Origin of the sequence: Kitasatospora sp. NPDC059160 (genome assembly GCF_042755465.1) — a bacterium.
Taxonomy (GTDB): domain Bacteria; phylum Actinomycetota; class Actinomycetes; order Streptomycetales; family Streptomycetaceae; genus Kitasatospora.
The window spans coordinates 1-22,574 of sequence record NZ_JBHZCN010000105.1 but is presented as its reverse complement, the minus strand read 5'-3'; the positions used below and the strand labels follow the sequence as shown (position 1 = coordinate 22,574).

Here is a 22,574-nt window from a genome sequence, read left to right as displayed (position 1 = left end):
ATGGCCCACACCTCGACGACCCGCCCCGCCCCCGACCGCCCCGCCCCGGGCCGGCCCCCGCGCTCCGACGCCAACAAGGTGCCCGCCGTGGACGGCTGGTTCTGGCTGGTGAAGGTGCTGACCACCGGCATGGGCGAGACGCTCTCCGACTTCCTCGCCAAGACCTTCGACCCGGTCCTGGCGGTGGCCGCCGCCGGGCTGCTGCTCGCCGTGGCCCTGCTGGTGCAGCTGCGGACCCGGCGCTGCGTGCCCGGGCTGTACTGGGCGGTGGTCGTCCTGGTCAGCGTGTTCGGCACGATGGTCGCCGACGTGGCGCACGTCGCGCTCGGCGTCCCGTACGCGCTGTCGGCCGGCTCGCTGGCGGTGGCGCTGGCGGTGCTGTTCCTGCTCTGGCACCGGGTGGAGGGCTCGCTGGCGATCGACCGGGTGACCGGGCTGCGCCGGGAGCTGTTCTACTGGTCGGCCGTGCTGGTGACCTTCGCCCTGGGCACCGCGCTGGGCGACCTGACGGCGGCCACCCTGCACCTCGGCTACCTGGTGGCCGGGCTGGGCTTCGCGCTGCTGATCGCGATCCCGGCGGTGGCGGCCCGGTCCGGCTGGGTGGGCCCGGTGGCCGGTTTCTGGTGGGCGTACGTGCTGACCCGTCCGCTGGGCGCCTCCTTCGCGGACTGGCTGGGCGTGGGCGCCGACCGCGGCGGCATCGGCCTGGGCACCGGCCCGGTCAGCCTCGCCCTGGCGGTGCTGATGGCGGTGTCGCTGGCGCTCGCCGCGCGGGCGCACCGTCGGGCGGCGGCTGGACTCTCCGCCCACTGAGCGTCTACATTGCTGTAGACGTCGGAGGCGCACGGCATCACCCCCCGGACAGCCGTGCGCCTCCGGCCTCCCCGCAGACCCCTGCCCCCCGCAGGCCCCCGCCCCCGCAGGACGCCGCGGCCCTTCACCCCCGCTCGTCGACCACCCGCTTGATCTTCCCGACCGAGCGCTCCAGCGTGTACGGGTCCACCACCTCGACCGAGACCGTCACGCCCACGCCGTCCTTGACCGCCCGGACGATCTCCGCCCGCGCCGCCTCCCGCAGCCCGGCCGCCGCCTCCGGGCGGGCCTCCACCCGGACGGTCAGGTGGTCCAGCCGCCCCTGCCTGGTCAGCCGCAGCTGGAAGTGCGGGGCGACGCCCGGGGTGCGCAGCAGGATCTCCTCGATCTGGGTCGGGAAGAGGTTCACCCCGCGCAGGATGATCATGTCGTCGCTGCGCCCGGTGACCCGCTCCATCCGCCGGAAGGCCGGCCGTGCGGTGCCGGGCAGCAGCCGGGTGAGGTCGCGGGTGCGGTAGCGGACGATCGGCAGCGCCTCCTTGGTGAGCGAGGTGAGGACCAGTTCGCCGCTCTCCCCCTGCGGGAGCACCTCGTCGCCGAGCGGGTCCACCACCTCCGGGAGGAAGTGGTCCTCCCAGATGTGCAGGCCGTCCTTGGTCTCCACGCACTCCTGGGCGATCCCGGGGCCCATCACCTCGGAGATGCCGTAGATGTCAACGGCGTGCAGGTCGAGCCGCTCCTCGATCTCGCGCCGCATCTCCTCCGTCCAGGGCTCGGCCCCGAAGATGCCCACCCGCAGCGAGCTGCCGCGCGGGTCCAAGCCCTGCCGGTCGAACTCGTCCAGCAGGGTGAGCAGGTAGGACGGGGTGACCATGATGATCTCGGGGCGGAAGTCCTGGATCAGCTGGACCTGCCGGGCGGTCATCCCGCCGGAGGCCGGGATGACGGTGCAGCCGGCCCGCTCGGCGCCGTAGTGCGCGCCCAGTCCGCCGGTGAACAGCCCGTAGCCGTACGCGATGTGCACCTTGTGCCCGGGCCGGCCGCCGGCCGCGCGGATCGAGCGGGCCACCACGTCGGCCCACACGGAGAGGTCGTTCTCGGTGTAGCCGACCACGGTCGGGCGTCCGGTGGTGCCGCTGGAGGCGTGGATCCGGCGGACCTGCTCCATCGGGACGGCGAACATCCCGAAGGGGTAGCCCTCGCGCAGGTCAGCCTTGGTGGTGAACGGGAAGCGGGCGAGGTCGTCGAGGGTTCGGCAGTCCTCGGGGTGGACCCCGGCGGCGTCGAACTTGCGGCGGTAGAGCTCGACGTGCTCGTAGGCGTGCCGCAGGGTGACCCGGAGCCGGTCGAGCTGGTGGGCGCGCAGTTCGTCGACGCCCATCCGCTCGCCGGCATCCAGGAGCGCTGGCGGAATCGGCTCCCCCAGGCGTCGGTCGGGGTCGGACGCACGGCCGGTCATCGTCGCTCCTTCGCAGGTCGGACGGGACTGGGAGCCCTACCGATCGTTCGGTCAGGACAAGCCCAGGCCAAGTAATCCAGCACCCGAACCACCTGTCAAGGGATCGCACGGCGCTCCCGGAATGTGCAGTTCCGGTGCGTTCGTACCGGGTTCACCCCCCTCGCTTGATTGGCTGATATGAAAATCATTACGGAACTATTACCCGGGGGCCCCACCCATCGGCCCGCACCCATGGTTCAGTGGTGCGGCTTCTCCCCCGCACCCCGGAGTGATCACCTTGGCCTCGACCCCTGCGCTGGTCAGCGCGCTGCGCGAGCTCGGCGACCGGCCCGCCGTCGTCGCCGACGGACGCGCGATCAGCGGCATCGGCCTGCTGCTCGGCGTCTCCCCGCCCGGCGGCCTGCCCCGGGCCCTCGCCGAACGCGTCGCCGCGCACGCCGCCCTGCCGCCCTCCACCGCCCGCGCCGCCGAGGAACGGCTCCGGCACTGGGCCGGCGTCCTCGGCCCGGCGCCCATCCGGCACACCGTGCTGCACCCGGTCACCGACCTCGCCGTCGAACTCGCCCTCGCCACCCTGCTGGCCGGCGGCACCGTGCACTGCCCCGACCCGGCCCTGCCCCCCGAGGAGCAGCTCACCGCCCTCGCCGCCGGCGGCACCACCCACCTCAGCCTGCCCTCCGCCCTGCTCTGGCAGCTCAGCCGGCACCCCGGCCTCGCCGACCACGACCTCGGCGCGCTCCGGCTCGTCCTCCACGTCGGCCCCGAACCCCGGCAGGACGACGTCTACGCCGCCGTCGACGCCCTCGGGGCCGTCCTCGCCCACGTCCGCGCCCCGCACAGCCAGGCCGAGGCCGCCGACCGCCGCCTGCGCGCCGACGCCCGGACCGCCACGGCCGCCGCCTGGAAGCACAGCATCGGCGTCACCGCCGAGCAGGTCAGCACCTTCGGCGCCCACCTCGACCGGGCCGTGCTCACCACCCTGCTGCACACCCTCCAGCAGACCGGGATCCTCACCGAACCCGCGCCGGGGACCGTCCCGGGGACCGACCCGGGGCCGGGTCCCGACGCCGCCCAGGCCCCGGCGCGCTCCGAGGCCGAACTCCTCGCCACCGCCCTCGTCACCCCCGCCCAGCGCCCCCGGGTCGGCCGCTGGCTCGACGCCCTCGCCCGACACGGCCTGATCGCCCACCGGGACGGCGGCGCCCAGGGCCCGCTCTACCACGGCGCCCCCGAACTCGGCCCCGCCGCGGTCCGGGAGGCCTGGCGGCCCGCCGCCGACACCTGGGCCGACGGCCTCGGCAGCGCCGCCGTCCTCGACCGGGTCAGACGCGGCGCCCTGCGCCTGCCCGGCCTCCTCACCGGCGACGAGGCCCCCCGCCCCGCCGCCGCCCCCGTCCGCTGGGCCGCCGCCCGCGGCTACCTCGGCACCGCCCTCGGCGCCCTCGTCCGCGCCACCGCCGAGGCCCACCACGGGCCGCGGCCGCTGCGCGTCCTCGAACTCGACCGCGACGGCACCGAGACCGCCGTCGCCCGCGCCCTCGCCGCCCGCCCCCGGCAGAACGCCGACCACCACCTCGCCCCCGACGGCGGGCGCTACGACATCGTCGTCGCCTCCGCCGCCGGACGGCCCGAGGAGGAGGTCCCGGCCCTCGTCGACCTGCTCGCCCCCGGCGGCCGGCTGCTGCTGCTCGCCCCCGTCGCCGAACAGCTCGACCTGCTGATCACCGGCGACCCGCGCGGCCTCACCGCCCACCCGGCCGAGCACTGGCAGTCCGCCCTCACCGCCGCCGGCTGCCCCACCGTCCTCACCCTCCCGGAGGCCGGGCACCCGATGGGGCTGCTCGGGCAGGGACTGTTCGTCGCCCGGGTCGACTGACGCGGGCGCCGTTACGATCGGGCGCATGGCCGCTTCCGTCTCCGCTTCGGTTTCCGCTCCCGCTTCGGTGTCCGTTTCCGCCTCCGTGCGCTCGATCCGCTCCCGGGCCTCCCTCGGCTCGATCGGCTCCATCGGTTCCATCGGCTCGCTGCTGTCGATCGGATCCGTCGGGTCCGTGCTCTCCATCGGCTCCGTCGGCAGCGTGCTGTCCATCGGCTCGGCCGGGTCCGTGGTCAGCGCGTTCTCCGCCTGCTCCTGGCTGAGCGTCGGCTCGCTGCTGTCCGTGCGCTCCCGCTGGTCCGTACGGGGCCGGCGCCCGGGGCGGGGACCGAGGCAGTGACCCGGACACGGACCCGGGCACGGACCGTCCGTGGCCGACCGGTGAAGCACGGGTCACGTACCGCCACCCGATCCGTACCATTTCGATACCGAAGCCCAGGTGAGCTGCGGGAATCCTCGCCGCCCGGGGCGCTCCCCCGGTAGGCTCCGGCTTGTCCTCCGGGCCTCCGTACGGGCGGCCGTGCGCCGCCCGTTCCGCGTTCCGTGTTCCGTGTTCCGGGGGGCAGACCCCCGCGGGCCGTTCGGTGGGCTCCGCGGACTCGACACCGCGCGCCAGGGCAGTCGCGCGAACGGCGAAGGGCATCGCATTGGCGGATCGGCTCACCGGAGGAGACTCCTCGCTGCTGCGGCGGATCAACGCCGCGGTCACGCTACGGGCGCTGCGGACCGGCCACTCCGTGACCCTCACCCAACTCGTCGGCGAGACCGGGCTCTCCCGGCCCACCGTCGAGGGCGTCATCGAGGGCCTCGTCGACACCGGCCTGGTCGCCGAGGTCGAACAACCCCGGGAGGACGGCCAGTCCGGCACCGGCCGCCGCGGCCGCCCCGCCCGCTGGTTCCGCTTCCGGGCCGAGGCCGGACACATCCTCGGCATCGAGATCGGCGTCCACGACATCCGGGTCATCCTCGCCGACCTCACCGGCGAAGTGGCGGGCAGTCACTTCAAGCCCGTCGACGAGACCCTCGACGCCGAGGAACGGCTCACCGCCGTCCGCACCGCCGTCGCCGAGGTCCTCCGCAAGGCGGGCATCTCGCGCGACAACCTGTGGTCCGTCGGCATCGGCACCCCTGGCATCGTCGACCGCGAGGGCACCGTCCAACTCGGCACCGCCATGCCCGGCTGGACCGGCCTCGACCTCGGCGCCCGGCTCCGGCGCTCCTTCCGCTGCCCCGTCCTGATCGAGAACGACGCCAACCTCGCCGCCATCGCCGAACACTGGCAGGGCGCCGCCGTCGGCGCCGACGACGTGGTCTTCGTGATGGCCGGCCTCAGCCCCGGCGCCGGCTCCCTCATCAACGGCAAGCTCCACCGCGGCTACGGCGGCGCCGCCGGAGAGATCGGCGCCCTCCACCTGCTCGGCCAGGAGGTCACCCCCGAGAAGCTCCTCTCCACCACCGGCAAGCCCCTCAACCCCCTGGACGAGGCCGCCGTCGCCCGCGTCCTGCGGCTCGCCCGCGAGGGCGACGAGGTCGCCAAGGTCGCCATGGACCGCTTCCTCACCAGACTGGTCCAGGGCGTCGCCGCCCTGGTCCTCGCCATCGACCCCCAGCTGGTCGTGATCGGCGGCTGGGCCGCGGGCCTCGACGGCGTCCTGGAACCCCTGCGCGAACGCCTCGCCCAATTCACCCTCCGCGCCCCCGAGGTGGCCCTCGCCGCCCTCGGCTCGGAGGTCGTCTCGATGGGCGCCCTGCGGGTCGCCCTCGACCACGTCGAGGACCAGCTCTTCGCGGTGGACCCGCCCCGGGTCTGACGGCCGCGTTACGGGCATGAGGGTCGGCGCTCGGGGGGCGGCGTAGTGCTCACCCCTCGCCCACGACTCCAGCGCCGGGTTCATCCACCCCGCCTCCCCGCCCGTCACCGTCGGCCCGCCGGTGATCGGCCTAGGGCCTGTCCGGCGGATCTTGCCAGGCGCGCGACGCCGGGCATCCCGCCTGGACGCACGCCCGAATCGCCCAAGTACGTCCAGTACGAGGTCGACTCGGGCGCACGCCCAGCCGGGCGCCCAACGCCGCGCGCTGATCTGCCAAGATCCGCCGGACAGGCCCTAGGCCCGTCAGCCCCAACGGCCGCGACCCGGGCGCCAGTTCGGCGGCCGGGTCGCGGTCTGAGGGTTGTCGGAGAGTGGTTCAGGAGGCGGTGCGGACCTCGGGAGTCGCGCCGACCGGGGTGACCTCGACCAGGCCGGTCTCGCCGAAGGTCAGCTTGCAGGTGTCCGCACGGTAGGTGGCGACGGCGAGGGCCACCAGGCGGCCGGCGGCGGCGTACTGGGTGGTCATGACCAGCACCGGGGTGCCCGGCGGGCGCTCCAGCAGCGCGGCCTCGTCGGCCTCGGCGACACCGAGCTCCACGGCCCGGGACTCGCCGTCGACCTCCAGCCGCTCCAGCTGGCGCAGCACCGAACGGGCGCGGTCGCTCTCGGCGCGGAAGCCGGGCAGGTGCGGCAGGGCGGAGGTGGGGACGTGCAGCGACTCGGTGGCCATCGCGCGGCCCTCGACCAGGCGGACCCGGCGGACGGTGTGCACGGTGGCACCCTCGGCGATGCCGAGGTTCTTGGCCAGCTGCGCCGGGGCGGGAGCGGTGGTGCAGTCCACCGTGCGCCAGGACTGGCTGCGGCCGACACCGGGCCAGCCCTCCTCCTGCCGGTTCACCGGGACGCCGACCCGTGGGGCGGCGATCAGCGTGCCGATCCCCCGGCGGCGGACCAGGCGGCCCTCCAGCTCCAGCTGGTCGAGGGCCTGGCGCAGGGTGGCACGGGCCACGCCGAAGCGGGCGGCGAGCTCGCGCTCGTTCGGGAGGACCTGGCCGGTGGAGAACTCCGAGTCGATGGCCCGGAGCAGCACCGTGCGCAGGTGCCAGTACTTCGGTTCCGGCACCGCCGAAAGCTGTCCTGTCGTCCCCACCGTGTCCTCCACCTGGTCTTGTCCGCCGTACGACAAGGAGGGCGGATCCCGGGCCCGCTGCCCGCTGTTGCGGCAGGTGGGAGAGCGGGCCTTTATCCGTCCTTCTTTATTAAAGGTCCTTGCAGTAAGTGACCCTAGGTGCTCCCTCCGGAGATGGTCAAGACCAATGGCAGGGCTTGATGGGACCGTCGCGAACATTCATGCCACGTTCACGACAGCCTGCCCGGACCGGTCCGCGACCGCCCCCGACCGGCCCGCGGCAGCGCGTCACGCTTCGGTGCGTGGGCGCCCAATGGGTAGGCTGCCCGGGTGATCGTGGTGACGAGTGTGAACGTGAACGGAATCCGTGCGGCGGCCAAGAAGGGCTTCGTCGAGTGGCTCGCCGGAACGGAGGCGGACGTGATCTGCCTCCAGGAGGTGCGCTCCGAACCCGGGCAACTGCCCGTCGAGCTGCGCGACCTGGACGGCTGGCACGCGATCTGGGCCCCGTCGGTCGCCAAGGGCCGGGCCGGCGTCGCGATCCTCTCCCGCAAGGAGCCGCAGCGCAGCGTGATCGGATTCGGCTCGGAGGAGTTCGACAATTCGGGCAGGTACGTGGAAATCGACCTCCCGGGCCTCACCGTCGCCAGCCTCTACCTGCCCTCCGGCGAGGTCGGCACCGAACGCCAGGAGGAGAAGGAACGGTTCATGGCGGAGTTCCTCGTCCACCTCACCGCCCTGCGCGCCCGCGCCGCCGCCGACGGCCGCGAGGTCGTGGTCTGCGGCGACTGGAACATCGCCCACCGCCCCGAGGACCTCAAGAACTGGAAGGCCAACCAGAAGTCCGCCGGCTTCCTCCCCGAGGAACGCGCCTGGCTCTCCCGCGTCTACGACGAGGCCGGCTACGTCGACGTCGTCCGCGCCCTCCACCCCGACCGCACCGGCCCCTACTCCTGGTGGTCCTACCGCGGCCGCGCCTTCGACAACGACTCCGGCTGGAGGATCGACCTAATTATCGCTACTGGAATCCTCGCTAAGAAGTGCGTAGAGGCCTATGTCGAGCGCGCTGCCTCACACGCCGAGCGCTGGTCCGACCACGCACCGGTCACGGCAGTGTTCGATCTGAACAACTAGGCAGCAGAAACTGGTAGTTCGGCAGAATCAAGAGGCGGCCCCGACGCGGGGCATTCCACACGTCCGGGCTGCCTCTCGGTAGCAAATACGCCAGCGGCGAAGGAAGTCGCACGACACTCCCGGAGTGGATTTTTCAACATCGCGATTTAGGTGACCCTGCTTCCACAAGCGAAGCACCCGTCCGCCCCAGATCAGCTCCCCCGACGATCCAGACCCGAACATCCCTCTAGATATAGCCACCGCCCCAACCCCTTGACCCCCAGTCGCCCGGGGATAGCCATCGCTGCACGTCAGACGGTAGACAGCCCGCGCTGTTCGTTCACCGAAGGGCACCTCAGAGACCATGGTGAACGACGCGTGGTCCCCGGCAAGTCCCCAAATCTCCCGCTGCGATCTCGTCGCAGCGACTGACCCGATCCCACCTCCACGGCTCTCAGCTTGCCGAACGGGTGCTCGTACGACGGAACAGCCCCGGCTGCGCGGGGACGACCTATCCCCGCCCAGATAGGAGCCGAGATGCATGGGAACAGCCCCGACTGCGCGGGGAAGGCGATCTCTTTCCTGACGGTTCGTCTGACGAAAGTGGAGCGGCCCCGTCTGCGCGGGGAGGACTACACGGCGGTGATCCAGACCTGCGGCATGGCCGGAACAGTCCCAGCTACGCGGGGAAGACGCCGACGGCATGTACCTCGTCGAGAGCGCGGGCGGAGCAGCCCCGACTACGCGGGGAGGACACCTTCCTCGGCATCGCCAGTCCGAGGTCGGAACGCCCCGGATGCGCGGGGAGGACAGGTGCCACTCCATCGGCTTCACCCCCCTGGAACGGCCCCAGCTGCGCGGGCGGGACGGCTCTGGCCGGCGATTAGCCACGCCAGGTTCGGAACAGCCCCGGCTGCGCAGGGAGGACCCGTACCAGCGGCCAAACGGGGTGTCGTAGTACGGAACAGCCCCGGCTGCGCGGGGAGGATCAGGGCTGGAACACCTGCCCAAGGCTCCACGTCGGAACAGCCCCGGGTGCGCTGGGAAGACCCCACTCCCGGAGGGGTGGACGCCCGTCCCGGCCGTGGGGGAAGACTTACCGCTCCAGCCGTCCGTCTTCGTCCAGTCCGGAACAACCCCGTCTGCGCGGGGAGGACTCGCCGCCGTTCCCCTGGGAGTAGGGCGCTGTCGGAACAGCCCCGGCCGCGCGGGGAGGACAGTCCCAGGTTGTTGTGGGAGTCGTTGTAGGCCGGAGCAGCCTCGTCTACGCAGGGAAGGCGCGCACATCGCCCCTGACACCGAGGCCGAGCTCGGAACAGCCCCGTCTGCGCGGGGAAGAGGTCAAGCTCCTGCTCTACCCGGCCGGTTCAGTCGGAACAGCCCCGTCTGTGCGGGGAGGAGTTGCCGTCACCCTCGTCCCGGATCCGGGACGCCGGAGCAGCCCCGACTACGCAGGGAGGACGAGGATCTGTCCGGGGTCCGCGACGGGTTCGACGGAGCAGCCCCGGCTGCGCGAGGAGGACAGCACCGTGTACGAAATGCTATTCCCGATGGGCGGAGCGGCCCCGTCTTCGCGGGGAGGACAGCCGTGCCGCATAGGCGAGTTCGGCACTCATCGGAACAAACCCGGCCAAGCGGGGAGGACTCGGACACGGTGGCGGTCGGCTCGTCCCAAGTCAAAACAGTCCCGACTGCGCAGGGAGAGCGTTTCCCGCTCCGAACTCCTGACCGTGTACGGCGGAGCAACCCCGGCTGCGCGAGGAGGAGACGCCGCCATAGGCCGCCGAGTCACCGATCATCGGAGCAGCCCCGCCTACGCGAGGAGGACGCCGACGGCATGTACCTCATCGAATCGGCCGGCGGAACAGCCCCGGCCCCGGGGAAGACGTCCTGATCGGCTCCTGAGGCATCTTCGGGATCGGAACAGCCCCGGTTGCACGAGGAAGACGACGGGCTGGGGCTGGTTCCATCGGCTGCTCTCCGGAGCAGCTCCGGCCACGCCCGGGATGCCAGCCACCTGGTACCGCAGAGCAACTCCGGGCCGGACGGGGAAGAGGTCGGCAGGGCGACCTGGCCGGAGGCGCCAACCGGAACAGCCCCGGCCGCGCGGGGAGGACATCACGATGTCGGCGGTGCGCAGGTGTTTGAGCGGAACAGCCCCGGCCGCACGTGGAGGACACCCCCCTCGTCGTCATCCCGCAGACCCTCACCGGAACAGCCCCGGCCGCGCGGGGAGGACGCCACGATCGACCTGCACCACGGGTCGAGGATGGGAACAGCCCCGGCCGCGCGGGGAGGACCTGATCGCCGCCCAGCTCTGTGCAGAGTCGGGCGGAACAGCCCCGGCCGCGCGGGGAGGACATGTCGGCGGAGTCGGCGATGGTGGCGATGCACGGAACAGCCCCGGCCGCGCGGGGAGGACCCGTCGGACCGGGACGCCTATGCCGTAGCCAACGGAACAGCCCCGGCCGCGCGGGGAGGACGCTTTCTGACCTGCGGCGTTTCGGTGGCTTTGCGGTTTCTTTGCTGTTGTCAAGGAGCTTCTGGCCGCTTGGGTTACAGGGTAGCGGCGATGGTGAGGAGGCCGGCGCCGAAGGCTTTGCCGCGGCCGATTCCGGTGAGCATGGCGGTGCGGAGGGTGTCGGGGTTGGTGATGGTGGCGGTGCCGTCGTAGCGGGTGAGGACAAGGCGGAAGCCGGGTTTGCGTTCGCGGGTTCCGGTGACGGTGGGGAGTTGGAAGGTGGCAGTGGTGTCGATGTCGAGTCCGATGTCGGGGGCGCGGCGGGTCCACCAGGTGGTGATCTCGTCGCCCTTGCAGGGGATGCGGTTGGGCAGGGGCAGGCCGGTGATCTCGTCGAAGGCGAAGCGGACGGAGTTGCCGGCGAGGCGATAGCGGATCTTCTGGCCGGTGGTGAGGCGGTCGAGGTGCTTGTCGAGGGGGAGGGTACGGGTGTTGCCGTAGTGGTCGGGGAGCGTGGTGGGGTCGGGCTTGTCGGTGGTCTGGACGAGTAGGCGCAGGCCGTTGTTGAAGGTGTCGAGTCGCCACAGGAGCCGGGAGTTGCCGCTGGTGGTGTCGGAGTCGGTGAGGCGTGCGGTGCGGTGGTGGAAGCCGTAGCCGCCGTTCCTGAGGTCGGCCTGGACGTCGCGGGATCGGGTGTTGAGGCGGATTTCGGTGAGGTAGGCGCTGGTCATCGGTGTTCCTCTGCGGCCCCGGCGTGCGGGGAGCTTTCGGCTAGTTGGTGTGGTTGTAGCGGTAGTTGTGGAGTCGTTCGTAGCGCTCGCTGGCGTCGTTGCCGACGCAGAGGTCGGCGGGGAGGGTCAGCGCGACACGGGCGAGGGTGCGTTGGCTGAATCGGCGTCGGCCGTGGGGGTTGTCGTTGAGGGTGTGGGTGGCGGTCGGGTCGTCGTGGGCGACGGTGGTGATGGTGTCGACGGTGACTGTGGTCTTGCCTGCGGGGGCGGTGCGGTCCAGCGGTGCGGTGGCGAGTGCCGTGCTGACGCCGCCGGGGTGGATGCCAAGGTTGTAGGGGGCTGCTGGCGAGCAGGCGCGTCGGCCGAGGAACGGGGTGTAGGTGGGCTGGTCGAGGGCGTCGCTGGCCTTGTGCAGGAGAGCGGTGGGGCCGGTGAGGGCGACGGTGAAGGCGGCGTCGGCGAGGTAGGCGCGACGGGTGAGGACGGCTCCTCGGCGCGTGCCGCCGTCGGCGGAGGGGACGACCTCGGTGGTGGTCTGGCCGCCGATGGTGTGGAAGTCCTCCATGGGTGTGCCCGGTTTGTCGATGCGAATGGTGAGGTCGAGTTGGGCGAGGTCGCCGGGGTCGGCTCCGCGGGGGTGGCCGAGGGCGCAGGCGAGCAGGCCCAGCACGCCGGAGCGGGTGGGGTGGTCGGTGCTGTCGCGGTAGTCGGCGAAGGCTGCGCGTACGCCCCAGGACTGCATGGGCGCGGCCAGGCGCAGGACGAGGACGGGGTCGGTCACTGCTGGGTTCCGAAGGCGGCGTCGAGGATGGTGTCGGTGGCCTGCTCGTAGCTCTCGGTGGCTTGGCCGAGGCCGGGCAGCTTGTCGGTGCCGGTGTGGGCGTGGACGGCGTGGACGAGGCCGCGGCCGGCGGTGAGGCGTTGGATGGTGGCGGCGTATGCGGCCAGACGCTCGGTGGAGGGGGTGGCGTGGCCGGTGTGGCCGCCGCGGATCGGCTTGTCGAAGGCGGTGGAGAGGTTGACGGGCCGGTCGCTGCGGGCGGCGAGGTGGACGAGGTCAGGCAGGGTCCAGGCGGCGGCGTTGGTCTGGCCGGAGTCGGGCAGGGTGTTGATGAAGCCGTCGATGAAGGCGTGGGTGAGTCGGCGGGTGAGGTCGGTGTCGCCGTTGTTGGCGGTGATGAGGGCTTGCAGGTTGATGGTGGCGTAGCGGTAGAAGGTGCCGGCGGTGTGCTGGCTGTCGCCCATCTGTCCGACGTCGGGGATGCCGGGGGTGGAGGCGGCGTAGTCGTCGACCGCGACGAAGAAGTCGACTTCGATGACGGCTTCGTGGGTGGTGAAGGCGGAGGACACCTGGACGCAGGCGTCGCGTTCGGCTCCGTCGACCTCCATGAGGGTGCGGCCGAGCAGGGCGATGGAGCCGTTCGCTTCGGCGAGCCAGCCCTTCATGTGCTTCGGGTCGGCGAGTGTGGTGGGCTCGTCCTTCTTGGCCTTGCTGCGGGACTTGGGCTTCCCGCCGTTGGCGGAGGCGTCCTTGAGGGCGGTCTCGTACTCGGCCTTGAGGCCGGCTGCGACGTTGGCGAGTCGGGCTGCGGTGCTGGCGGGGGTGTAGATGAGGGCGGCGGTGGCGAGGGGGTCCTTGGCCTTGGCTCCTTCGGCGGCTTCCTCGACGCTGCCGACTTTCATGCCGCCGGAGGCGGCGGCGAAGACGTCCAGGGCGGCGAAGGTCGCGAGCTCCGCCTCTTCCGGGGTCGCCTCGCCGGGTGTCTGGGGCGTCCAGTGGTCGCGCAGGAGGATGTCGCGGATCTCGTGGACGAGTCGACGGGTGCGGACGGCGGCTTCCTCGGGGAGGGCCTTCTCGATGTGCTGGCGTACGGGGCGCTTGATGGCCTGGGGGCTGAGCCTGGCGCGGGTGACGCCGCCGATCACCACGGACTTGGGGTTGCCGTCTCCGTCACGGTTGAGGGCGGCCAGGGGGATGGTCTGGATGATGTGCAGGTCCAGGAAGGTGGCGGGGATGGTGGTGGTCATGGCTCACTCGCTGTCGTTCGTGGTGTTGGTGGGGCGGGGCTGGGTGGTGCGGTAGTAGTCCTGTTGCCACTGGGTGCAGGTGCGGCGGCCGGTGAAGTACCAGGAGTCGAGTTCGCGCAGCATCCGTTCCCAGTCCAGGAGGGCGCCGCCGGCGTCGGTCAGGCGCACGGCGCCGCGCAGGTGGGTGTAGGGGCCTGCGGTGGTGTAGGTGGTCAGGCGCCGCAGGGAGGATTCGGTGGTGGTGGCGGACACGGTGCGGGAGGCGCGTGCGAGCGCGTCGCCGATGCTGATGCCCGTGCCGATGCCTGCGCGGCTGGTGGTGGTCATCAGGGCGGCGACGGTGTAGTAGGCGCGTTCCCGTTGCGGGTGCAGGCCGTCGGGCAGCCAGGTCGCGACGTAGGGGTGCATGCCGCCTTGGGGCTCGCCGTTCCACGGGCGTAGGCCGGTGGTCAGGGCGCGCCGGGCGGCGCCGTTGTCGCGCAGGAGGGCGTCGATGCGGTCGACGAAGCGGCGGGCGTGGGTTTGCGGCGCGTCCGGCGGGCTGGTGGTGAGGTCGGTCACGGGGTGGATTCCTTGCGGGGCAGGGGGAGCAACGCGCGGGCCTGGGCGACTCGGCGGGTCGAGGAGGGGCTGCGCGTGAGGGCGGTGGTGAGGTGGTCGAAGGCGTCGAGGGCGGCGTGGCGCATGCGGTTTTGGGCGCTGGTGAGTTGGCCGGTGTTGTAGAGGTGCCAGAAGGCGGCGTCGGCGCGGGGCCAGTAGTGGACGGCGGTGCGGGCTTTGCGGTTGGCGGTGTCGGTCTTGTCTTTGGGGCGGTCGTTGAACGCGGCCGCGAGGGCGAGGTCGAGCCGCCAGGCGGCGGTGTCCGCTTCCTTGACGGCGTCCTCGACGAGTTCGGCGGTGTCCGGGTCGTGCTGGGCGCTGTGGGCGAGGAGCGGGGGCGTGGTGGTGGTCCACCACTGGCTGTCCCTGTTCTGGGCGCGGTCCTGCTGGGCGCCGACGACGCGCAGGCGCAGGGTGTCCAGGACGTGGTCGGGCAGTTTGTCGCAGGCGGCCAGTACGAGGGGGCGGGTGGGGGCGTTGCGCTTGGTGTCGGGGCGGTTGTCGGGGTCGCTGAGGAGGACGTCGAGGTCGCGGAAGAGGTGTCGGCCGCCGTCGGCCTCCACGGCGGCGCCGGGGCGCTGGGTCTTGGTCGATCGCCGGTAGGACAGGTAGGGGTCGGGGTGGGCCTCGACGTACTCGGTCTTCTCGCCGCCGGTCGTTTTCGGCGGGTTGCGGGCGCCCCAGGTGATGGTGCAGTCGGTGGCCTGCTGTGCGTCGGGGCTGGGGGTCAGCAGGATGGCGTGGCGCATGCGGCCGGTCAGCAGGGAGACGGGGCCGCGGGGGTCGGGGGCGGGTTGGGTGGGGTCGGAGCGTTGGTCGCGTTCCCAGATCGCTTCGTCGGGGTGGGCGCCGGCATCGGGCATGGCGGGCGGGGTGAGGTGGGCGAGGAGTGTGGTGTGGAGGGTGGTGCCGAGGGGGTGGTAGCCGACGGTGCCGCGGGCCGGCGCGGCCTGGCAGCCGGTCTGGGTGGTGACACCGTTGTGGGAGCGGGTGGTCACCGTGCCTCCTGAGCCGTAGTAGGCCCACATCGCCAGTTGCAGGGCGGCTTCCGCCGACGGGAGGGGCTGCTGGGAGTGGTCGCCGTGCTTGCTGGCGAACCAGGGCCGGGCGCTGCCGGACGCTCCCCCGATGACGAGCTTGTTGATGCCGGAGGTGTCCTTGCAGTCCGCGGCGACGCGCGGGTCCTGGAGGAAGGGCCGGACGGGGTGGTAGAGCCCGAAGCGGTCGTGGTGGCGCGCGAAGTACTCCCTGGTGCTGTCAGGGTCGAAGGGTGTGCCGAACTGGCGGTTGCGGCGCCGGTGCCAGCCTTCGGCGTTTTCGGCGTCCTGGAGCCGGTCGAGGCCGGTGATGCGGTAGGCCATGGCGGCGAGGAGCCGGTAGAGCGCGCCGTAGGCCGCCGGGTAGGGCAGGGCGAGGTCGACGATCCGGTGCGCGTCGAGGAGGGCCTGCTGGAATCCGACGGGGCGTACGAATCCGTCGTTGTACAGGCAGTCGGCCCATGGTTCCTGGGCGAGGTCGAAGTCGGGTGGGGCGTTCACGTTTCTACTCCTGGGCAACGGGCGCCTGGACGATGAGGCCCAGGCGGCTGTCATAGGACACTGTGAACCCTCCCACTGACAACTCGCCTTGCCCGCAAGGGTGTTCGATGATAAGGACGTCCTTTAGCCTGCGATCGGCAGCCCAGCCGGGCAGGCGTTCGGCCAGGGTTGGCAGGGCACGCTGCCAGTGCTCGCGCCGTACGGACAGCAGGCGTTCGCGGACCGGGCGAAGGTCAGCGTGTTGCCGTTCCGGGAGTGTGAGGTTGCCGTCCCTCTCCAGGCCCAGGTGCCCTCCGGGTTGCGCCCACAGAGGCAGGACGGTGACGCTGTCGAGGTTGTAGCGGGTCGCGGCCTGCTCCTCGGTCATCGACAGTTCGGTGAGGTCGAACAGGTCCACCAGGTCTCGCGGGTGGGGGATCATGACCGGCTTTGCCGCGTTCTCCATCGCCTGCTCCCCCGCGAGGTGGGCGCGGATGTCCCGGTCCGGCACGTCGGTGTCCCAGCCCGCACAGACCGCGTCCACGAGCTTCTGGACATCACCGGGGACGGCGATCGGCCCGTGGGCGGTGAGGAGTTCACGGGTGGAGCGCATCAGGGCCCGCCCGTAGACCGTCCTCCAGCGGCCGTCGTCCGGCGATCCGTCCGCGCCATAGGGCACCAGGACGGTCACAGGAACGCGCACGTCGTCACCGTCGTGGTGGCGAAGTCCGCGGCCGGCGCGCTGGATGAGCTGCGCGATCGGCGCGAGGTCGCTCACCACGTGGTCCAGGCTGAGGTCCAGCGACTGCTCGCACACCTGGGTACTGACCAGCACGGCGCGCCGGGGCCGCTTGTCGCGGTTCTTGCCGAACGCCTCCTCGACGCGGAGCGTGCGGCGGCGCCGGTCGAGGACCCGGTAGCGGGCGTGGACAAGGAAGACCTCCACGTCCTGGTCGAGCAGCCGGTCGAGGGCGGTGACGGTGTGCTGTGCGGAGCGGACCGTGTTGCACACCACCAGCGTGCAGAAGTCGCCAGCCTGTTGGTGCATCAGATCGGTGACGAACCGGGCGCGGGCCTCGTCCGCCGCCGGGATGCCGGCGTCCTGCTTCGGCTTGTTCGAGCCGTGGAGTTCCACCAGGTTGACGTCCAGCGTGCGGGGCCGGCTGGTGGTGATGCGGTTCGACCTTGTCGGCGTGCCGGTCGTCCCGTCCACGTACAGCCAGCCCGGGTACACCGGCTCGACGTCGGGCACAGGGGCGCCGGGGGCCGATCCGGACAGATAGGCGGCCGCCAGCGACCGTGCCACCGAGGCTGGCACGGTCGCCGACATCAGCACCACCGGCACCCTCATCGCGCCCCACCAGGCCAGGGCCCGGCGCAGCAGCGACTGCATGTACGGGTCGTAGGCGTGGCACTCGTCCACGAGCAGGACCTTGCGGGTCAGCCCGCCGAGTCGCAGGGCATTGTGACGCACTCTCAGCACTGCGGCGAGGACCTGGTCGATCGTCGAGACGCTGATCCCCGCCAGCACCGCCCTGCCACGTTCTTCCAGCCACGCGGAGGGCAACGTGTCCAGGCCGCCCTCGTGGGTCAGCACGCGCGAGGTGTCGCGGTTCCAGCCGGCCTGGCTGTGTGCCAGCGTGACCGGGGAGGACGCCGCCAGTGCGCGACCCGCCCACGTCTGGACCCGCCGGTGGGAGGCGTCCGTGGTGGCCATGGTCGGCAGTGCGACGTGGACCCCGATACCGGGCCCGCCCAGCCACCTTGCTCCCCACAGGCCGCCCTCGGTCTTACCGCTGCCCGTCTCCGACATGATGATCAACAGCCCCGCGGCGCCGGGCACCGCGCAGCGCGGCAAGCCCTCGAGCAGCGATGCCTGCATGGGGTTGGGGTCGAAGTCGAACCAGTCCCGGAAGGTCATGTGAGTGGGGTTTCCTTCCACTGCGGCACCAGCAGGCCGGCGTCGTCGATCAGCGCGGGCGCGGCTTTCATCGCGCGGTCCCAGTGCCCTTCCAGGGAGCCGCCGCCGGCTTCCCCGATCGCATGCAACTGGGCCTCCACGTAGCGCTCCTGGGAGGCCAGCCAGTCGGCGAGCACGACGACCTCCGTCGCTAGAACCGCTGCTTCGGCGGACAGCATTGGCGGCGCAGCCGGGCGCTCCACCGCATCAGCCACCGCCGCCAAGTGCAGTCGGCGCTGCCTGTCCCATTCGCCGCCACCCAGCTCTCTGTCCCGGATCGCCGCCGAGCGCAGGGCCCGCCGCGAGGGCGGAGCCGGGTACCGGCCGTGGTGCCCCGCGAGCATCTGCGCGACCCGCCGGGCCGGCGACGCCAGAGCCAGCCCGCCGCCATCGGCGTCGTAGCCGAGAGCAGGAAGAGCATGCGCGAGGAAGAGATGGGTCACGTGGCCGTGCGACGACACGACACCGGCATCAAGCGGGTCATAGCCGTGAAGGAACTCGTACGCCTCAGCGTCCTTGCGCTGGAAGCCGCCGATCTTCCCCACGTCATGCCAGCCGGCCCAGCATGCGAGCAGCGCCCGAGCGCGTTCGCTGTCCTCGACTCGGTCCGGATCCAGACCCATGCCGGCCACCAGAACGCGGCGCTGGAGATCCACCAGGTGAAGATCCCAGGCCCACCATGCCACCGCTGCCACATCCAGCAGGTGGCCCACCAGCGGATACACCACCCCTGGTGGCAAGCCCTCCGACTTCCCCCACAAGGCACAATCAAGGCCACCACACGGCTGAGATCCCAGCAAGGCCTCACAGTCAAATAGCACGTCGCGGATCGTAGACCGAGCCACTGACAACGCCCCTGCAGAGCTTATTGACGTATCGTCATGTATGGACGAGGCAACGATCCACCCGGGCCGCCAAGACGTCGAGCGGTGCTCCGCCACCCGCACCCCGGATCACGCACAGCTCCTTGACAAGGCAAAGAAGAAGCAAAGTCACTACAACACCCCAGGTCGCGAAGCCTCCTCCCCGCGCAGACGGGGCTGCTCCGGAGGGATTACCGGAGGGGTGCGCCTCGACCGCCTCCTCCCCGCGCAGACGGGGCTGTTCCGTTCTGCGTGGCCATCCAGGCCGATGTGCTGGACTCCTCCCCGCGCAGACGGGGCTGCTCCGATCAGCGCCCGGATGAAGGGCCGGAAGCAACCCTCCTCCCCGCGCAGACGGGGCTGCTCCGAGCTTGTTGCGGCAGACCTGGTTGATGGACTGCTCCTCCCCGCGCAGACGGGGCTGCTCCGGTCAGCATCCAGTACAGGCGACGGGTGCCGTCCTCCTCCCCGCGCAGACGGGGCTGTTCCGGAGGCGCTCGACAGGGCCATCGAGCGGTTCTTCTCCTCCCCGCGCAGACGGGGCTGCTCCGGTGAACCCCGCCGGGGCGATCCTCACCGTCGTCTCCTCCCCCCGCAGACGGGGCTGTTCCGGAGTTCGCGAGTGCCTCGGCTTGACGGCTCCGCTTCTCCCCGCACAGACGGGGCTGCTCCGGTGTTCATTACGGTGCACGAGACGGAGATCACCTCCTCCCCATGCCGACGGGGCTTCTCCGGGCTACTCCGTCCTCGACTACGAGCCTTACCGCTCGTCCCCCGCGCAGACGGGGCTGCCCCGATCACCAGCTCGATGGTGATCGGAGATCAGCAGTTCCTCCCCGCGCAGACGGGGCTGCTCCGCCGTCCAGGATCAGCAGGCGCTGGATCATCACCTCCTCCCCGCACCGACAGGGCTGCTCCACAGGGGGACGAGGTAGCCGGTGACGTAGAGCTCCTCCCGCCCGCGCAGACGCGGCCGAGGTTGATGTCGGCGACTTGGCGGTGCCGGTCCCGGGCGGTCGTGACAGCTTCGGCGATGGCGCGCTGCGGGTGCGGTGTTGGCCTGATGGCCCTCGGTCACACAAGGCTCGAGCCCGCAACGGGCTGGGGGTGGCCGGGCTGTTGGCAGCCCCAGCACCCCAGCCTCTCCATTCCCCCCGCAGGATGGGCATACCAAATCTGGCAGGCTGGAATTTTGGATCGTCGAGCTGCATCTGCTCCGCCGGGCGCGGGTCCTACACGGGCCACTGGCCGACGCGAACGGGTTCGGGACACAACTTGATCCCGGTGTTGGCGTCCACCCGCGCCACCATGTCGGCGAGGACCTGGGCGACGGCCGTGGCCGTGGTCTCGCCGCGGGCCGTAATGGCCAGGGTGCGCCGCTGGGAGCAGCGGATGCCGTCGGCGATCCGGTATCCGGGGTGGCAGCCGATGAGTTCGAGCAGCCAGCCGGCGCTCATACGCCAGCGGCCGTCGATGCCGGTGTGGACGGGGCATCCGGCGACGGACCAGCGGGCGGCCTGGTCGGGTGTGACGGGCGGGTCGAGGAAGGCGGAGCCGACTTGCCGGGCGTCGGGGCCGTCCGGGTCGAGGAGCAGCCCGCGGTGGTGGCGGTCGGCGAGGACGGCCGTGGTGGTCTCGGCGAGCGGGGGCCGGGTGCCGGCCGGGACGCCGAGTTCGCGTGCGAGGCGTCGGCAGGTGATGGGTGCGGCGGTGTCGGTGCGGGTGAGGTGGAGGGTCGTGGACAGGATGGTCCAGCGGCCGGGTTCCTGCTTGAAGCGGCTGTGGCGGTGGCCCAGTTGGCATTCCTGGGCGGGGAGGGTCCGCATGAGGCCGGCGTGCCAGTCCCAGGCGTGCAGGTGGTGCAGGGTGTCGGAGATCTGCTGCCCGTACGCTCCGGCGTTGTGGACGGGGGCGGCCCCGGCGGTGCCGGGTATGCCGGCCAGGTACTCGATCCCTGCGAGGTGTTCGGTGGCGGCCCAGGCGGTGAGGTCGGTGAGCGGGTGGCCGGCGGCGACGGTGACGGCGACCGTGGTGTCGTCCACTCGCTTGGTGGTGATGCCGCGGGTGTTGATGACAGCGACGGTGCCGGGGTGTCCGGTGTCGGAGGCGATGACGTTGCTGCCGTGGCCGAGGGTCAGGGGGCCTCGTGGCCGTGGCGGGTGATGCCATGGACGAGGTCCGGCCAGTCGTTGGGGTCGGAGATGGTCAGGGTGTCGCCGGTGGGGCCGCCGAGGCGCAGGGTGGTGAGGGAGGCCAGGGTGCGACGGGGCACGGGGGGGCTCCTAGGGGATGAGCTGGTCGGGCTCGGCGGCCGCCGTCGGCGGCTGGGCGCCGGTACTGGCCTGGTGGTCAGCGGCGAAGGCGAGCAGCACGATGACCGGCAGGTGGAGGGCGGCCCACAGGCCGGTGAGGAGGGCGTCGAAGCGTCCGTGCGGCGCGGCGGCGTGCCTGGCGCAGGCGGTGTTCAAGGGGGTGCTGTGCTTGGGCATGTGAGGCCTTCGGCAGCGGGTGGGAGGTGCGGACGTTCCCAGTGAACTGCCGGGCCGGGGGCCGGATCCGTAGTCGGGCTACGGGCCGTAGTGCGGCTACGGGTCAGACGGTCCGGATGCCTGCTCGGGCGGCGAAGTCCCGCACGCCGGGCAGCTTTCGGTCGTGCTTCAGCAGGCCGCCGGCCAGGCCCCGGACGGCGCCTCGGTGGATCTCTTGCGGGGCGGCCTCCTCGGCCGCGAGCAGGGCCTTGAAGCACTGTTCGGGCTTGCCCCACTGGTCGAACGCGCGGGCGACGTCGGTGAAGAACCTGGCCTGCCGCTCGGCGGTCGGCAGGGCGGCCGGGTCGATCGTGGAGGCCAGTTCGATTGCCTTTCCGGCGTCGCCGAGCTCGTAGTGCACGGACAGCTCGTGCAGGGCGACGCCCTGGATGCCGTCCACCAGGCCGGAGGTTCGGCCGGCGGCTGCCGCGCTGTCCGCGGCTTCCCGGATCAGGGCGTGCGCGTAGGCGCGGTCGCCGGACTTGGCGGCGGTGTAGGCCGCGGTGGCGTACAGGTCTCCGCGCAGGGCCAGTCGGGCGGTCTCGGGCACCGTGTTGTCGGCGAGTAGTTCCTCGGCGGCGACCACGACGATGTCGGTTGCGCGGGCCAGGCTGCCCTGGCGGCGCCAGGAGCTGGAGACCATCCTCTGGGCCTCGGCGACCACGAGGGGGTCGCCGCCGGCCCGGGCGGCGGTGAGCGCGCGGTCGGCGGTGATGGCCACCAGGTTGTTGTCGCCGATCTTGATGCACAGCCGGACCGCGATGTTGTAGAGCTGGGCGACGTTGCGGGCCCGCTCCTCGGTGCTGCCGACCAGCTGGGCGGCGGCGATCCGGCCCGGCAGTGCTTCGGCGAGCGCGTCGTACCGGGCCTCCTTGAACTCGCGACGGGACGTCAGGAGCGATGTGGCGACGGACTCGTGTGTGGGTTCGCAGCGGGGTGTCGGAATTCGGTCCGCTCCGTACAGCAGGAGGTCTTCCAGCCCGGTCAACGGGGCCTTCTCTTCGGCGTGCGCGGCTTCCTGGCCGGCAGCAGAGGCGAAGAGGGCGGCAGTCGCCAGGGTCAGGAACGGGCGGCGTCGCACATCGTCCTCCTCGGCAGCGGAAGTGCTCGCCAGCGTAGCCGAGGCCGACTTCCGGGCGCGGGATCTTGGCCGATCGGCAGCGGGCTGCGGCAGAGCCAACAACTCTCCGAGGTTACTGCCCAGCACCTCGGCGAGACGCCGCAGCAGCGCCAGGTCCTTGACCCCTTGGATGTCGCGTTCGACCTGGGACATCCAGTCCTCGCTGCGGTTCACCTCGTGGGCCAGGCGCAGCTGCGTCCAGCCCTTCGCTGTGCGGCGCAGCGCGATGAACTTCCCGAACGTGATGCTGGGCTTCACACTGGCCCCGGCTTGAGTATCCGTTCCGCCACGGAACGCCACGGTATCGAGTGGTGGGCTTGCCCGTACCCCTCTCGGGAGAACGGGCTCCCGCACCGTTCCCCGGATGTGCCGCCGTTGCGCACGGGCACCGGGAACCGCGCCTGGTTCACGCCTGCTTGGCCGGTAGCGACATCTCCGCGATCCGACCGAAGGCGGCGCCGATGCGCTGCGCCTAGGTTCTGTCCGGCGGATCATGGTCGGAGCCAGAGGCGGATCGCTGCGACGGTGACCGTGCCATGGAAGACGTAGGCCCGCTTGTCGTAGC

Annotated in this window: 18 protein-coding genes and 2 CRISPR repeat arrays; of the genes, 5 read left to right on the top strand and 13 right to left on the bottom strand. The window is 71.7% G+C overall.

The genetic code is table 11. The annotated features are described in order from the left end of the window. The gene (locus tag ACFXOZ_RS33780; protein ID WP_375886370.1) at window positions 1-813 is read left to right on the top strand and encodes a hypothetical protein; all 813 of its coding nucleotides are present in this window, start codon (window positions 1-3) and stop codon (window positions 811-813) included. Between the two features lie 124 nt (window positions 814-937). On the opposite strand, the gene paaK is transcribed toward ACFXOZ_RS33780, so the two are convergent. Beyond that, window positions 938-2,272, bottom strand: coding sequence for a phenylacetate--CoA ligase PaaK (gene paaK / locus ACFXOZ_RS33775; protein ID WP_380593715.1), 1,335 nt, complete (start codon window positions 2,270-2,272; stop codon window positions 938-940). 277 nt (window positions 2,273-2,549) lie between these two features. On the opposite strand from paaK, the gene ACFXOZ_RS33770 reads away from it, so the two are divergent. The 3 genes from ACFXOZ_RS33770 (at window position 2,550) to ACFXOZ_RS33760 (ending at window position 5,959) form a co-directional block, all read left to right on the top strand. Further along, window positions 2,550-4,148, top strand: a complete 1,599-nt coding sequence (locus ACFXOZ_RS33770) for a hypothetical protein (RefSeq protein WP_380529903.1) — start codon at window positions 2,550-2,552, stop codon at window positions 4,146-4,148. Between the two features lie 25 nt (window positions 4,149-4,173). After that, a complete protein-coding gene (locus tag ACFXOZ_RS33765) occupies window positions 4,174-4,488 on the top strand; it encodes a hypothetical protein (RefSeq protein ID WP_380529905.1) in 315 nt (104 codons plus the stop codon). A 307-nt stretch (window positions 4,489-4,795) separates the two neighbouring features. Continuing rightward, a complete protein-coding gene (locus ACFXOZ_RS33760) occupies window positions 4,796-5,959 on the top strand; it encodes an ROK family protein (RefSeq protein WP_375886360.1) in 1,164 nt (387 codons plus the stop codon). Window positions 5,960-6,335: 376 nt separating this feature from the next. Here ACFXOZ_RS33760 and ACFXOZ_RS33755 read toward each other — a convergent pair whose 3' ends face one another. Then, window positions 6,336-7,109, bottom strand: a complete 774-nt coding sequence (locus ACFXOZ_RS33755; RefSeq protein WP_375886354.1) for a GntR family transcriptional regulator — start codon at window positions 7,107-7,109, stop codon at window positions 6,336-6,338. A gap of 318 nt (window positions 7,110-7,427) precedes the next feature. On the opposite strand from ACFXOZ_RS33755, the gene ACFXOZ_RS33750 reads away from it, so the two are divergent. Next, window positions 7,428-8,222: an exodeoxyribonuclease III gene (locus ACFXOZ_RS33750; RefSeq protein WP_380593722.1), complete on the top strand. Its 795-nt coding sequence runs from the start codon at window positions 7,428-7,430 to the stop codon at window positions 8,220-8,222. Window positions 8,223-10,289: 2,067 nt separating this feature from the next. Further along, window positions 10,290-10,684: direct repeats of the CRISPR family, unit length 29 nt; unit sequence CGGAACAGCCCCGGCCGCGCGGGGAGGAC. A gap of 73 nt (window positions 10,685-10,757) precedes the next feature. Here ACFXOZ_RS33750 and ACFXOZ_RS33745 read toward each other — a convergent pair. The 11 genes from ACFXOZ_RS33745 to ACFXOZ_RS33695 form a co-directional block, all read right to left on the bottom strand. Next, a complete protein-coding gene (locus ACFXOZ_RS33745; RefSeq protein WP_380593714.1) occupies window positions 10,758-11,393 on the bottom strand; it encodes a type I-E CRISPR-associated protein Cas6/Cse3/CasE in 636 nt (211 codons plus the stop codon). A gap of 40 nt (window positions 11,394-11,433) precedes the next feature. Further along, window positions 11,434-12,174 (bottom strand): type I-E CRISPR-associated protein Cas5/CasD, encoded by a 741-nt coding sequence (gene cas5e / locus ACFXOZ_RS33740; RefSeq protein WP_380593713.1) that lies wholly within the window; start codon window positions 12,172-12,174, stop codon window positions 11,434-11,436. After that, window positions 12,171-13,421, bottom strand: coding sequence for a type I-E CRISPR-associated protein Cas7/Cse4/CasC (cas7e, locus tag ACFXOZ_RS33735; RefSeq protein WP_380593712.1), 1,251 nt, complete (start codon window positions 13,419-13,421; stop codon window positions 12,171-12,173). The genes cas5e and cas7e overlap by 4 nt, the downstream gene beginning before the upstream one ends. 3 nt (window positions 13,422-13,424) lie before the next feature. Next, complete coding sequence (gene casB / locus ACFXOZ_RS33730) at window positions 13,425-13,982, bottom strand: type I-E CRISPR-associated protein Cse2/CasB (RefSeq protein WP_380593711.1); 558 nt, start codon at window positions 13,980-13,982, stop codon at window positions 13,425-13,427. Continuing rightward, a complete protein-coding gene (casA, locus tag ACFXOZ_RS33725; RefSeq protein ID WP_380593710.1) occupies window positions 13,979-15,559 on the bottom strand; it encodes a type I-E CRISPR-associated protein Cse1/CasA in 1,581 nt (526 codons plus the stop codon). Before casA ends, casB begins: the two co-directional genes overlap by 4 nt. 4 nt (window positions 15,560-15,563) lie before the next feature. Continuing rightward, a complete protein-coding gene (cas3, locus tag ACFXOZ_RS33720; RefSeq protein ID WP_380593709.1) occupies window positions 15,564-17,459 on the bottom strand; it encodes a CRISPR-associated helicase Cas3' in 1,896 nt (631 codons plus the stop codon). Beyond that, a complete protein-coding gene (locus ACFXOZ_RS33715; protein WP_380593708.1) occupies window positions 17,456-18,319 on the bottom strand; it encodes a CRISPR-associated endonuclease Cas3'' in 864 nt (287 codons plus the stop codon). The genes cas3 and ACFXOZ_RS33715 overlap by 4 nt, the downstream gene beginning before the upstream one ends. A gap of 198 nt (window positions 18,320-18,517) precedes the next feature. Further along, window positions 18,518-19,337: a CRISPR direct-repeat array (repeat unit 29 nt; unit sequence CTCCTCCCCGCGCAGACGGGGCTGCTCCG). 256 nt (window positions 19,338-19,593) lie between these two features. After that, window positions 19,594-20,499: a UDP-N-acetylmuramate dehydrogenase gene (locus tag ACFXOZ_RS33710; RefSeq protein ID WP_380593721.1), complete on the bottom strand. Its 906-nt coding sequence runs from the start codon at window positions 20,497-20,499 to the stop codon at window positions 19,594-19,596. Beyond that, window positions 20,496-20,633 carry a hypothetical protein gene (locus tag ACFXOZ_RS33705; RefSeq protein ID WP_380593707.1) on the bottom strand — a complete coding sequence of 46 codons (138 nt, stop codon included), beginning with the start codon at window positions 20,631-20,633 and terminating at the stop codon, window positions 20,496-20,498. The genes ACFXOZ_RS33710 and ACFXOZ_RS33705 overlap by 4 nt, the downstream gene beginning before the upstream one ends. Window positions 20,634-20,643: 10 nt before the next feature. Then, a complete protein-coding gene (locus ACFXOZ_RS33700) occupies window positions 20,644-20,850 on the bottom strand; it encodes a hypothetical protein (protein WP_380593706.1) in 207 nt (68 codons plus the stop codon). A gap of 103 nt (window positions 20,851-20,953) precedes the next feature. Continuing rightward, the gene (locus ACFXOZ_RS33695; RefSeq protein WP_380593705.1) at window positions 20,954-22,267 is read right to left on the bottom strand and encodes a helix-turn-helix domain-containing protein; all 1,314 of its coding nucleotides are present in this window, start codon (window positions 22,265-22,267) and stop codon (window positions 20,954-20,956) included. Window positions 22,268-22,574: the final 307 nt, after the last annotated feature.